This window comes from Brytella acorum, from assembly GCF_029309905.1.
GTDB lineage: Bacteria > Pseudomonadota > Alphaproteobacteria > Acetobacterales > Acetobacteraceae > Brytella > Brytella acorum.
The window spans coordinates 94,470-108,128 of sequence record NZ_JARBJP010000001.1 but is presented as its reverse complement, the minus strand read 5'-3'; the positions used below and the strand labels follow the sequence as shown (position 1 = coordinate 108,128).

Genomic DNA, 13,659 nt, shown 5'->3' with positions numbered 1-13,659 from the left:
CCCTAAACGTTCCGATGCGGCCCTCTGGAGGAGCCTACATCTCAGCCGCGGCTGTCCGCCTGCGGACGGTTCTGGAGAATCTTGACGATCGATGCCCCGCCATAGGCCGCGATCAGAAGGCATGCGAAACGGATGCCGAGTTTGATCGCCGTACGGCGCCAGCCACGCGAATAATCCGTCGCAACGACTTCCAGGCCAAGCTGCATGTGACGCGCGGCGAGCAGGATCATCCCCGCAAGCGGTGCCGCGTTATGCGGCTTGGCAGCCCAGGCCAGAATGGTCTGGCGATCATGCCCTGCCAGTCGCAGGATCTGAACGACGGCCCAGAGTGAGAGCGGCCCCAGAAGCACCGCGCCGATGCGCTCGGCCTCCCAGTGCTCGACACCATCGGACAGACCGCCCCGTCCCTTCGCGCGCGCCAGTGGCGTGCGCATGTCGGTGATATGATTAGCCATGAGAAATTACCCCTGCACCCGAGCTTTGCGGCGGCACCGCGACAGGACGAAGACCGCTCCCAACAGAACGCCCGACAAACCGCCCGTCACCGCAACCGTGATCCGGCCATCTTCGTTGATCTGATGCTTCTCGAAACGATGACCGTCGTCCCAGATCAGATGCCGGATACCGGCAACGAAATGATAGACCGTCGCGACGCCCCAGCCCGCAAGAGCCAGCTTGCCCAACGGATTGTTCACGACACGCTGGGCACGCCCATATTCCTTTGAACCCGCCGCCAGGGAACCCAGCCACGTCACGGCCAGACCAAACCCGACCGCCGACGCCACACCGCTGATGCGGTTGAGAATCGAAAGGGCCATCGACAGACGAAACCGATAGACATCCAGATGCGGAGACATCGGACGTCTCAGGAAATGACCGTCACTGTTGCTGCCGTCATACAGCGCTTCGCGTCCGTCCAAGCTCATAGCCGCCTTCCTGTACGATCATTGCTCACAGTATTCTCCATACCAAACATGGAAATATGAACAATATCGGGTTATTACATTTAACTTTAACACATTCAGATCATTATAAGTATCAAAGTCTTATTACATTTTATCAATTCTTAAAACGATCTGGTGATTATTTAAACTATGCCGAATTTCGATTTGAAGCCATCATCATTACTGAACCATCGTTTCCATGGAAGCCAATTCCCCCGCCAGATCCGGCGCCAGTGAAAGAAGGAAATTGAGAACCGTGCGCCGTCTCAGGCACGCATTCTGCGGTCCCGGATAAACAATGTGAAGATCCAGCTGCGGAATGGTCCACTCCGGCATCAACCGAACCAGTCGTCCGGACTTCAACTCGCGACTGACGGAGAACTCAGGCATGAGCCCGACTCCCATGCCTTCCACGAGTGCCCGGTGAACGACTTCGCTGTTGTTGGTCGCAAACGAACTGTGCATGGGCAGACAGATCTGCTGATTGCCCTTCCTGAAGGTCCAGTCCGGCTCCTGTGAGCCGTATGTATAGACGATCGGCGAAAGGCCGATCAGATCGTTCGGATGTGTCGGAACCGGATGCGTTTCGAGAAAGCCGGGCGATGCGACCAGAACACGGTCGACATCCGCGAGATGGCGCGTGATCGTCGAGCCCGACTGACACATGCCCACGCGGATCGCGAGATCGATCCCGTCCTTGACGATGTCGCCGAAGCAGTCCGAAACCACGAGTTCGACCGATAGTTCAGGATGCTGCTTCAGAAGCGTGTCCAGATGCGACGTCAGATACAGACCGAAGGCCGTCGGCGTAGCCAGGCGAATGTGCCCGTAAACCCGCGACTGCCGCTGGCTGAGGGCGAGATGCGCGTCTTCCAGCATCGAGTGAATGTTGTGGGCATGTTCGAGAAGCGTGCGACCGTCATCCGTCAATGCGAGGCAGCGCGTCGTCCGACTGAAGAGCCGAACGCCATAATGGTTCTCAAGAAGCAGGATCTGCCGGGAAATCGTCGGCTGACTGACATGCAGTTCACGGGAGACCACTGAAAAGGAGCCCGTTTCCGCAACCCTGATAAAACTGCGTATAGCGCTTAGAAGGTCCATGGAACTTGCTGACAACCCGGTCTTCAAAGGAGACCCCTTCATAGCGCCTGTTAGGGTGTCATGTGGGCACTGCTCAAAAACGTGAACATCATCACACATCGTGTGATCACCCGAATCTCCTGCTTTCTGGCCTTTTTTGCCGCAAATGGAGCGCAGATCAAATAACGTTGAGAGATCATATGAGCCGGACCCGGACTCGCCTAGCGCGTCAAAGACACGGGAACGTGAATATTTGGCGTTCATCTGGCGCGTCCGGGTCACGATTCAATCAGCGCAGATGCTGCACGATGGCGTCGGTCAGGTCTTTCGTGCCTGCCTGGCCACCGAGATCGCGCGTGCGCACGCCCGCGCCGAATGCGCCGTCAATGCCAGCCTGGACACGGTCCGCAAGATCCTTGCGACCGATATGCTGGAGCATGAGACCCGCTGCCATCAGCAGAGCCACGGGATTGGCCACGCCCTTGCCGGCGATGTCGGGAGCCGAGCCATGAACGGCTTCGAAAATCGCGGCCTTCTCGCCGATATTCGCGCCCGGCGCCATGCCCAGGCCGCCGATGAGGCCTGCGATCTGGTCGGACAGGATGTCGCCGAACAGGTTCGTCGTCACGATGACGTCGAACTGATAGGGGTTCATCACAAGCTGCATGGCGCAGGCATCGACGATGCGCTCGTCCATGGCGATGCGGCCTTCATACTGCTTGGCGACTTCGCGTCCTTCCTCGAGGAACAGACCCGTCAGCAGCTTGAGGATATTCGCCTTGTGGACGATCGTGACCTTCTTGCGGTTGTTCTTGACCGCGTATTCGAAGGCGTAGGTGACGATGCGGCGGGCTTCCTTGCGGGAGTTGTAGCCCGTCGAGATCGCGATGCCCTTCGGATCGCCGTCGGCCGGAATGTAGTGCTCCAGAGCCGCGTAATACCCTTCGAGGTTCTCGCGGAAGAGGACGAGGTCGATATCCTCGTAGCGCCCGCCGGGGACCAGGGTGCGAGCCGGACGCAGATTGGCGAACAGTTCGAATTCCTTGCGGAGCGTCACGTTGATCGACTTGAAGCCGCCGCCGACCGGCGTGGTCAGCGGCCCCTTGAGCGCGAGACCCGTCTTGCGGATGCTCTCGATCGTCGCCTTCGGGAGCGGGTCGCCGCTAGCGTCTACCGCGGCCATGCCCGCAAGCTGATGATCCCATTCGAAGGGCGCTTCGACTTCCTTCAGGATGCGGACGACCGCTTCGCTGATTTCGGGGCCGATACCGTCGCCGGGGATCAGTGTTGCCGGAATTTTCTGGGACATCGTTCTTGTCTCCTTCGTTATGCAGTGACGGACACGCGACCGTCAGATGTGAATCGCGCGACCATCGGCGTCGAGAGCGGCTTCCTTCACCGCCTCGCTCAGCGTCGGATGCGCATGACAGGTCCGCGCCACGTCTTCCGCGCTGGCGCCGAATTCGAGCGCCATCGTCAGTTCCGCGATGAGGGTGCCCGCATCGGGGCCGATGATATGGGCGCCGAGCAGCTTGTCGGTTTTCTTGTCCGCGAGGACTTTCACAAAGCCATCCGTGCAGCCCATCGCCCGCGCGCGACCATTGGCCGTAAACGGGAACTTGCCGACCTTGTACTCCGCGCCCTCGGCCTTGAGGTCTTCCTCGGTCTTGCCCACGCCCGCCACTTCCGGCCAGGTATAGACGACACCGGGAATGGCGCCGTAATTCACGTGACCCGCCTGACCCGCAAGGATCTCGGCCAGGGCCACGCCTTCTTCCTCCGCCTTGTGCGCGAGCATCGGCCCCGCGATCACGTCGCCGATGGCATAGAGGCCCGCGACGTTCGTGGCGTAATGCTCGTCCACCTTCACGCGGCCACGCTCGTCAAGCGCCACGCCGATCTCTTCGAGACCGAGGCTCTTGCTGACGGCCCGACGACCGACGCAGACGAGGACGATGTCGGTCTCGATCACTTCCGTGCCGCTGCCATCCACCTTCTCGATCGTCACATTGACGCCCGATGCGGTTTTCTCGACCTTGGTGACCTTGTGGCTGAGCTTGAACTTGAAGCCCTGCTTGGCGAGGATCTTCTGGAAGGTCTTGGCGACCTCGCCATCCATGCCCGGTGCGATACGATCGAAGAACTCGACGACCGTCACGGCGGCGCCAAGACGCCCCCACACGCTGCCCAGTTCAAGACCGATCACGCCGCCGCCGATGACGAGGAGGCGCTTGGGGATCGCCGGGAGTTCAAGCGCGCCCGTCGAACTGACGATCACCTTTTCATCGATCTCGACACCCGGCAGGGGCGAGCTTTCGCTGCCGCTGGCGACGATGATGTGCTTGGCCTTGTAGCTCTTGCCCGCGACGTCGATCGTATAGGGCGCCGTAACCTTGCCGAAGCCCTTGAGCCAGGTCACGCCGTTCTTCTTGAAGAGGAACTCGATGCCCTTGGTATTGGCGTCGACCACGCCCTGCTTGTTCGCCTGCATCTTGGCCAGATCGACCTTGATGCCCTCGATGATGATGCCTTCACGGGCGAAATCATGCGCCGCACCGTGATAGTCCTCGGTGCTCTGCAACAGGGCCTTGGAGGGGATGCAGCCCACGTTGAGGCATGTGCCGCCCAGCGTCTCGCGCTTTTCGACGCAGGCGACCTTGAAGCCGAGCTGGGCCGCGCGGATAGCGCAGACATAGCCGCCCGGACCGGCGCCAATGACGATCACGTCGAAATCCGTGTCCGACGGAGCATCGGCCGCAACCGGCGCGCTCTTGGGCGCTTCGGCCGCAGGCGGCGCGGTCGATGCCGAAGCTGCCGGAGCAGGAGCGGCGGCCTTGGCCGTCGCGGGCTTCGAGGGCGCGCCCTTGCCTTCCCCGACGGTGGTCAGGACGGTGCCGATCTGGACTTCCTCGCCTTCCGGCACGAGATGCGGACCGAGAACGCCGGCCGACGGCGCGGATACGCCGACATTGACCTTGTCCGTTTCGAGTTCCGCGACCGCCTCGTCGGCGGCGACCGCCTCGCCCGGCTGCTTGAGCCAGCGCGACACGACCGCGGAGGTGACGCTCTCTCCGAGCGCGGGAACCTTGATTTCAACAGCCACTGTGGCTTCCCCTTTCCTATGTGGCTTCAGGCTCGCAGGCCCGAAGCCATCTCGGACATTCAGGTCAGATGTTCAGCAGGAGGCGACGCGGGTCTTCCACGGCGTCCTTGACGCGGACCAGGAAGCTGACGGCTTCCTTCCCGTCGATGATGCGGTGATCGTAGGACAGCGCGATATACATCATCGGCCGGATCACGACCTGACCATCCACGGCGACCGGACGCTGCACGATGTTGTGCATGCCCAGGATCGCCGATTGCGGCGGGTTGATGATCGGCGTGGACATCAGGGAGCCGTAGATGCCGCCATTGGTGATGCTGAACGTGCCGCCCGACAGGTCATCGAGCTTGAGAGCACCGTCGCGCGCCTTGCGGCCCAGTCCGCTGATGGACTTCTCGATTTCGGCGTAGCCCATATCCTGAATGTCGCGCACCACCGGCACGACCAGACCGTTCGGACCGCCGACCGCAATGCCCATGTTCACGAACGGACGATAGATGATGTCCTGTCCGTCGATCTCGGCATTGACAGCCGGGAATTCCTGAAGGGCGGAGACGCAGGCCCGGGCGAAGATCGACATGAAGCCGAGCTTTACGCCATGCTTCTTCTCGAACGCGTCCTTGTATTCCGAACGCATCTTCATCGCGGCCGACATGTCGACTTCGTTGAAGGTCGTCAGGATCGCGGCCGTATTCTGCGCTTCCTTCAGGCGGTTCGCGATTGTTGAACGCAGACGCGTCATGCGCACACGCTCTTCACGCGGATCGTCCTTGCGCGGCGACTTCGGCGCGGCCTTGGCGACCGACGGCTTCGGTCCGGTCTCGATGAACGAAAGGACGTCGCCCTTGGTGATGCGACCATCCTTCCCAGAACCCGAGCCGACATCTTCCGCCTGGATGCCGTTTTCCTTCAGCATTTTGGATGCCGAGGGGAACGGAGCCACTCCGGCTGAGGGCGCGGACTTCGTTGCCGGAGCCGGAGCGGCGGCAGCGACAGGCGCCGGAGCGGGCGCTGCGGGCTTCGATGCGGGTTTGGACGCTCCGGCCTTGCCGGGCTCAACCGTCGCCAGAACCGCGCCAACCGCGACTTCGGTTCCCTCGGCGACCTTATGGTCTTCCAGAACTCCGTCAGTCGGTGCACCGACTTCAACGGAAACCTTGTCGGTTTCGAGTTCGACAACCGGTTCATCGGCCTTCACGGCGTCACCCACCTGCTTGAGCCAGCGTGCAACAGTCGCCGTAACGACACTTTCGCCCAGCGTGGGCACCTTGATCTCGACGGACATTTAACTCCCTCGCCTTATTCTCGGTCTGACGTGTTCTTGCTTTTTCGCGAACGATTTATCAGTTGACTGTCAGAGCCGCCTGCACCAGCGCGGACTGCTGGGCAGCGTGATCCTTGGCACTGCCCGTCGCCGGGCTGGCCGCCGCCGGACGCCCGGCATAGGCCGGCCATTCAGACGCGCGACCCGACTGACGGAGCACCTTTTCGAGGCGGCGGTCAACGAACTGCCAGCCGCCCATATTCTCCGGCTCTTCCTGACACCACACGAGCTGCGCGTTCGGGTAGCGCTTGAGCACCGCCGCGATCGCCTGGTCCGGGAACGGATAGAGCTGTTCGAGGCGCACGATCGCCACATCCTCGATCTTCTTCTCGCGGCGCGCGGTCAGCAGGTCGTAATAAACCTTGCCCGAGCACATCACGACACGTTTCACCCCGGCGGCCTCGATCGGATCGATCTCGTCGATCACGGGCCTGAACGTGGTTCCCGGCCCCATCTCGTCGAGCGTGCTGACGGCCAGCTTGGCGCGCAGCAGGGATTTTGGAGACATGTTGATCAGCGGCTTGCGGAAGTCCCGCACGAGCTGACGGCGCAGGGCGTGGAAATAGTTGGCCGGGGTCGTCAGGTTGCAGATGATCATGTTGTCTTCGGCGCACATCTGGAGGTAACGCTCCAGACGGGCCGAGGAGTGCTCTGGCCCCTGCCCTTCGTAGCCGTGCGGCAGCAACATCACGAGCCCGGTCGTCCGAAGCCACTTCGTCTCGCCCGAAGCGATGAACTGATCGACGATGACCTGAGCGCCATTGGCGAAGTCGCCGAACTGCGCTTCCCACAGCACCAGGGATTTCGGATCGGCCATCGTGTAGCCGTATTCGTAACCCAGCACCGCGAATTCGGAGAGGAGCGAGTTGTAGATCTCGATCTTCGCCTGGCCGTCCGCGATGTGATTGAGCGGCGTGTAGGGCTGCTGCGTGGTCTGATCCAGCAGGACGGCATGACGATGACTGAACGTGCCGCGCTGGACGTCCTCGCCCGAGAGACGGACGTGATGTCCGCCTTCCATCAACGTGCCGAAGGCCAGGGCCTCGCCCATCGCCCAGTCGAAGCCTTCGCCCGTGTCCAGCATGGCCTTCTTGGCCTCGAGCTGGCGTGCGATTTTCGGATTGAGGTCGAAATCGGCCGGGACCGTATGAAGGGCCGCGCCGACTTTCCGCAGCAGCGCCAGATCCACGCCGGTGACGACTTCCTTGGCGAGATCCTCGGACGTCATTGCGCGAAGCCCGGACCAGCTACGCTCGAACCAGTCCGCCTTGTTGGGCTTGTAGGTTTTCGCGACGTCGAAAGCCTTGTCGAGCGAGGCGTGAAAAGCGTCCCATTCCGCGGCCGAATCTTCGGCGCTCACCACGTTTTGCGCCGCCAGTTTCGCGGCATAGAGCGTCCGGCAGGATTCATGGGCGCGAATGGCCTTGTACATCACCGGCTGGGTGAATGCGGGCTCATCGGACTCGTTGTGACCGAAGCGACGATAGCAGACGATATCGAGCACGACATCGCTGCCAAAGGTCTGGCGATAATCCGAAGCCAGTCGTGCGAAGAAGACGACCGCTTCGGGGTCGTCACCATCGACGTGGAAAATCGGCGCCTGGACCGACTTGGCGACGTCCGTTCCGTAGATGCCGGAATGGCCGTTGACCGGATTCGTCGTGAAACCGATCTGGTTGTTGACGATGACGTGAACGGTGCCGCCCGTGCGATAGCCTTCGAGCTGACTCATCGACAGGGTTTCGTAAACGACGCCCTGACCCGCGAAGGCCGCGTCGCCATGCAGCATAATGCCGAGAACCGAGTGACGGCCCTCGACATCTCCCGTGAGATCCTGACGGGCGCGCACCTTGCCCGCGATCACCGGATCGACGGCTTCTAGATGAGAGGGGTTGGGCTGGAGCGAGATGTGAACCGCATGCCCGGCCAGCTCGACATCCGTCGATGTGCCGAGATGGTATTTCACGTCGCCCGAACCCTGAACATTGTCAGGCTTGAAGCTGACGCCACCGAATTCGCTGAAGATGTTGACGAACGGCTTGCGCACGATATTGGCCAGCGTGTTGAGACGCCCGCGATGCGGCATGCCGATCGCCACCTCGTTCACGCCGCGCCGCGCCGCTTCCCCGATGATCGCATGAAGCGCGGGGATGGCGACCTCGCCGCCCTCGAGACCGAAGCGCTTCATGCCGACATAGCGCTTCTGGCAGAAGGACTCGAAGCCCTCGGCTTCCGTCAGATATTTGAGGATGGTCTTTTTTTCGTCGGCCCCGGCCCAGCTGTCACAATCGGCCGTTTCCACGCGCTCGCGTATCCAAGTGCGCCGTGCGGTATCGACGATATGCGTGAACTCGATCCCCGCGGGGCCGCAATAGACCTTGCGCAGGGCGGTGACGATCTCCGACACCGTCGCGGTCTCGCGACCGAGCAGATCGGCCAGCAGCTTGCCGATATAGATGGGTCGGCTGAGATCTGCGGGGGTGAAGCCGTATGTCGCGGGATCAAGTTCCGGACGGGCGGGACGGTTCTGGAGACCGAGCGGGTCGAGTTTCGCTTCAAGATGCCCATGCGTGCGAAAAGCGCGAATCAGCAGGATGGCGCGCAGTGTATCTTCGGCCGCGGCCGTGGCGTCGCCCCCGATCGCGGCCTTCGCCGGCTTGACGGTATCTTTTTCGAGCGGCTTGACGCCAAGCTCGATCCCCGAGCCATCCTTCGCCCATTCGGCTCCGGCCGTGTCGGCCAGAATGGCGCGCTCCTCGTCGCCGAGAACCTCGAACAGGCTGGCGAAACTGGGGTCGACACTCCTGGGGTCCAGTGACCAGCGCTTATAACAATCCGCCAGAAAGGCGGCGTTACCGCCGCTCAGGGCTGTGGCAAGCACATCAACGCCCATCGATCCTCTCCTCTTCCCGCATGCAGCGCCTCTCGAACCCGATCGGCGGACCGGTCGCGGGCGCTATATATCGTCTGCATTGCTTCTGGGGCACACTCTTGCTCCGGCCATCGCGAAAGCACAGCCACATTTCGAGTATAAATCTTATTCAGGACCGGAGGGGGACAAACGCGAGAGCTTCACCCAAGATGTCGAACACAGGCTCGTCTGCTCGTAAGAGGAGTCACGTCCAGCAGCTGACGCAGAGATTGGAGATCAGCACGCCATGGGTACCAACAACACAGAGGGCGACGTTTTCACCCTCTCCACGCCTTCCGGCAAAGAACTGTCTTTTCCGCACGTCAAAGCCTCGGTGGGGCCGGGCGGGATCGACATCCGCAAACTTTATGCGGAAACGGAGCTGGTTGCCTACGATCCGGGCTTCGGTGACACGGGATCCTGTGAAAGCAAGATCACCTTCATCGACGGTGACAAAGGCATCCTTCTCTATCGGGGTTACCCGATCGAACAGCTTTCCGAAAATGCGACATTTCCGGAAGTGTCCTACCTTCTTCTGAACGGCGAGCTTCCCAATGCGGAACAGCTTGAGACGTTCAACGGTGACCTCAGGAAGCACACGATGCTTCATGAACAGATCCGTAACTTCTTCAACGGCTTCCGCCGTGACGCCCATCCGATGGCGATGCTCTGTGGCACGGTGGGAGCGCTTTCCGCTTTCTATCATGACGGCCTGGACATCACGAAGCCGGAAGATCGGGAGCTTTCCGCGATCCGTCTGATCGCGAAAATTCCGACGATCGCCGCCTGGGCGCACAGCTACTCGCAAGGATCGCCGTTCGTCTATCCGCGTAACGATCTCGGCTTCGCGGAGAATTTCCTCTACATGCTGTTCGCGCTGCCGTCGGATCCGACCTACAAGGTCAATCCGATCCTCGCCCGCGCGATGGACCGCATTCTCACGCTCCACGCCGATCACGAGCAGAACGCCTCGACCTCGACGGTGCGTCTCGCGGGTTCGACGGGCGCGAATCCGTTCGCCTGCATCGCCTCGGGCATCGCGGCCCTCTGGGGACCCGCCCATGGCGGCGCCAACGAGGCCGTTCTGAAGATGCTCGCCCAGATCGGCGACGTGAAGAACATTCCCGCCTTCATCCAGAAGGTGAAGAACAAGGAAGACGGTGTGAAGCTCATGGGCTTCGGACACCGCGTCTACAAGAATTTCGACCCACGCGCCAAGATCATGCAGCAGACCTGCAAGGAAGTGCTGGGCGAACTCGGAATCAAGGATGAGCCGCTGCTCGAACTGGCTGTCGAGCTGGAGCGGATCGCCCTTGAGGATGACTATTTCGTGTCGCGCAAGCTCTACCCGAATGTCGATTTCTATTCGGGCATCATTCTCAAGGCGATGGGCATTCCGACCAGCATGTTCACCGTCCTTTTCGCTGTCGCCCGCACGGTTGGCTGGGTATCGCAGTGGAAAGAGATGATCGAGCAGCCGGGCCAGCGCATCAGCCGCCCACGGCAAATTTACACCGGCGCACCGAAACGCGATTTCGTGCCCGTCGGCAAGCGCGGCTAAGCAGAATAGCATTCAGGAAGACCAAAAGGGGGTATTCATGAAATCGGTTGGACATGACAAACTGAAGACCGGTAAGGTCCTCGAGGTGGACGGCAAGCCGTACCATTATTTCTCGCTGCCTGAAGCCGGCAAGCACCTGGGCGATATCTCCCGGCTGCCCGTCAGTCTGAAGGTTCTGCTCGAAAACGTGCTGCGTTTCGAAGACGGCTCCAGCTACACCACCGTCGACGCCCAGGCCGTCGCGGACTGGGTGAAGGCCGGACATTCCTCCAAGGAAGTTCCCTTCAAGCCCTCGCGCATCCTCATGCAGGACTTCACGGGCGTTCCCGCGGTCGTCGATCTCGCCGCCATGCGCGACGGTATCGTCAACCTCAAGGGCGACCCGGAAAAGGTGAATCCGCTGGTTCCCGTCGATCTCGTCATCGACCACTCGGTCATGGTGGACGTCGCCGGTCGTGCGGATGCCCTGGAGAAGAACGTCGAGATCGAGTTCGAGCGCAACGGCGAGCGCTACGCGTTCCTGCGCTGGGGCCAGAGCGCGTTCGAGAACTTCCGCGTGGTTCCGCCGGGTGCCGGCATCTGCCATCAGGTGAACCTCGAATATCTCGCCCAGGCCGTGTGGACCGCCACGGTCAATGGCAAGGAATACGCCTATCCCGACACGCTGTTCGGCACGGACAGCCACACGACCATGGTCAACGGCCTGGGCGTTCTGGGCTGGGGCGTGGGCGGCATCGAGGCCGAGGCCGCCATGCTCGGCCAGCCGATCGCGATGCTCATCCCCGATGTCATCGGCGTGCGTCTCGAAGGCAAGCTGCCGGAAGGCGCGACCGCGACCGATCTCGTGCTGACCATCACGCAGATCCTGCGCGCTGAAGGCGTCGTCGGGAAGTTCGTCGAGTTCTTCGGGCCCGCCCTCGACCACCTGCCGGTGGCCGACCGTTCGACGATCGCCAACATGGCGCCCGAATACGGCGCGACCTGCGGCTTCTTCCCCGTCGACAAGCTGACGCTCGAATATCTGCACCAGACGGGACGCGACGAACATCGCATCAAGCTGGTCGAAGCCTATCTGCGCGCTCAGGGCATGTTCCGCGAGTCGCATACGGCCGAGCCGATCTTCACGAAGACCCTCTCCCTCGACCTCTCCACGATCGTCCCGTCTCTCGCCGGTCCGAAGCGTCCGCAGGATCGCGTCGATCTGACCGCGGCGGCTCCCGAATTCGAGAAGGTTCTGACCGGTGGCCTCGGCGTGAAGCCGGAAGACGTGCACAAGACCGGCAAGGTCGCGGGCACCGACTACGCCCTGACCCACGGCGACGTGGTGATCGCGGCCATCACGTCCTGCACCAACACGTCGAACCCGGCCGTTCTGGTCGCGGCTGGCCTCGTGGCCCGCAAGGCCCGTGCGCTCGGCCTCAAGCCGAAGCCCTGGGTGAAGACCTCGCTGGCCCCCGGCTCGCAGGTCGTCACGGACTATCTCGACCGCGCCAAGCTGTCGGAAGACCTCGACGCGCTGGGCTTCGAGACGGTGGGCTACGGTTGCACGACCTGTATCGGCAACTCCGGTCCGCTGCCCGATCACATCGTCGACGCCATCGAGAACAACAATCTCGTCGCGACGTCGGTCCTGTCGGGCAACCGTAACTTCGAAGGCCGCATCTCGCCGAACGTGCGCGCGAACTATCTCGCGAGCCCGCCGCTGGTGGTCGCCTATTCGATCCTCGGCACGATGCGCAAGGACATCACCAAGGAGCCGCTGGGTAAGGGCAAGGACGGCAAGGACGTCTTCCTGCGCGACATCTGGCCGACCAACAAGGAAGTCGCGGACCTCGTCGGTTCCTCGCTGACCCGCGAGAGCTTCGTCGAGCGTTACAGCCACATCACCGAGGGAACCCGCCAGTGGCAGGAACTCGACGTGGCGACCGGCACACGCCGCTTCGACTGGTCCGACAAGTCCACCTACATCCATCAGCCCCCCTATTTCGAAGGGCTGAAGATGGAACTGGAGCCCACGAAGGACATCGAGAACGCCCGCATCCTGGCGCTTCTCGGGGACAACATCACGACCGACCACATCTCTCCGGCCGGCGCCATCAAGCCGTCCTCACCGGGGGGACGCTTCCTTGAGGAGCATGGCGTCGCGCCGAAGGACTTCAACTCCTACGGTTCGCGTCGTGGCAACGATCTCGTGATGGTGCGCGGCACGTTCGCCAACATCCGCATCCGCAACGAGATGGTTCCGGGCACGGAAGGCGGCTTCTCCAAGCACCTGCCGAACGGCGAAGTCGCGGCGATCTATGACGTGGCCGAGCAGTATCAGTCCGAAGGCACGCCCCTGGTCGTGATCGGCGGCAAGGAATACGGCATGGGTTCGTCGCGCGACTGGGCGGCGAAGGGCACGAAGCTTCTGGGCATCAAGGTGGTCATCGCCGAGAGCTTCGAGCGTATTCACCGCTCGAACCTGGTCGGGATGGGCGTCCTGCCGCTGACCTTCCCCGAAGGCGTGAACCGCAAGACCCTCAAGCTGGACGGAACCGAGATCATCTCGATTTCCGGCCTGACCGACATCTCGCCGCGCATGGACGTGACGATGTCGATCAAGCGCGCCGACGGCTCCGTCGAGACCGTGAAGATGCTCTGCCGCATCGATACGATCGACGAAGTCGCCTATTACAAGAATGGCGGCATCCTGCCCTACGTCCTGCGTGGGATGACGGCGGCCTGAGGAGGCGC

General features: G+C 61.8%; 9 protein-coding genes. 2 read left to right on the top strand and 7 right to left on the bottom strand.

Translation table 11 applies throughout. The features are described from left to right. Nucleotides 1–41: 41 nt before the first annotated feature. From sdhD to PWM43_RS00420, 7 genes are all read right to left on the bottom strand, one after another. Nucleotides 42–455 (bottom strand): succinate dehydrogenase, hydrophobic membrane anchor protein, encoded by a 414-nt coding sequence (gene sdhD / locus PWM43_RS00450; protein ID WP_289840607.1) that lies wholly within the window; start codon nt 453–455, stop codon nt 42–44. A 6-nt stretch (nt 456–461) separates the two neighbouring features. Further along, nucleotides 462–926, bottom strand: coding sequence for a succinate dehydrogenase, cytochrome b556 subunit (sdhC, locus tag PWM43_RS00445; protein WP_289840606.1), 465 nt, complete (start codon nt 924–926; stop codon nt 462–464). A 198-nt stretch (nt 927–1,124) separates the two neighbouring features. After that, on the bottom strand, nt 1,125–2,045 hold the full coding sequence (locus PWM43_RS00440; RefSeq protein ID WP_289840605.1) for a LysR family transcriptional regulator: 921 nt from the start codon (nt 2,043–2,045) through the stop codon (nt 1,125–1,127). Between the two features lie 268 nt (nt 2,046–2,313). Then, complete coding sequence (locus PWM43_RS00435) at nt 2,314–3,333, bottom strand: isocitrate/isopropylmalate dehydrogenase family protein (RefSeq protein WP_289840604.1); 1,020 nt, start codon at nt 3,331–3,333, stop codon at nt 2,314–2,316. Between the two features lie 42 nt (nt 3,334–3,375). Then, nucleotides 3,376–5,127 carry a dihydrolipoyl dehydrogenase gene (lpdA, locus tag PWM43_RS00430; RefSeq protein ID WP_289840603.1) on the bottom strand — a complete coding sequence of 584 codons (1,752 nt, stop codon included), beginning with the start codon at nt 5,125–5,127 and terminating at the stop codon, nt 3,376–3,378. Between the two features lie 64 nt (nt 5,128–5,191). Continuing rightward, complete coding sequence (gene odhB, locus PWM43_RS00425; protein WP_289840602.1) at nt 5,192–6,412, bottom strand: 2-oxoglutarate dehydrogenase complex dihydrolipoyllysine-residue succinyltransferase; 1,221 nt, start codon at nt 6,410–6,412, stop codon at nt 5,192–5,194. 58 nt (nt 6,413–6,470) lie between these two features. Beyond that, nucleotides 6,471–9,344 (bottom strand): 2-oxoglutarate dehydrogenase E1 component, encoded by a 2,874-nt coding sequence (locus PWM43_RS00420; RefSeq protein WP_289840601.1) that lies wholly within the window; start codon nt 9,342–9,344, stop codon nt 6,471–6,473. A gap of 265 nt (nt 9,345–9,609) precedes the next feature. On the opposite strand from PWM43_RS00420, the gene PWM43_RS00415 reads away from it, so the two are divergent. Together PWM43_RS00415 and acnA are read left to right on the top strand one after the other, a co-directional pair. Beyond that, nucleotides 9,610–10,923 (top strand): citrate synthase, encoded by a 1,314-nt coding sequence (locus tag PWM43_RS00415; protein ID WP_289840600.1) that lies wholly within the window; start codon nt 9,610–9,612, stop codon nt 10,921–10,923. Nucleotides 10,924–10,960: 37 nt separating this feature from the next. Further along, entirely contained in the window at nt 10,961–13,651 is a 2,691-nt protein-coding gene (acnA, locus tag PWM43_RS00410) for an aconitate hydratase AcnA (protein WP_289840599.1), read from the top strand. The last annotated feature ends 8 nt before the right edge of the window (nt 13,652–13,659 follow it).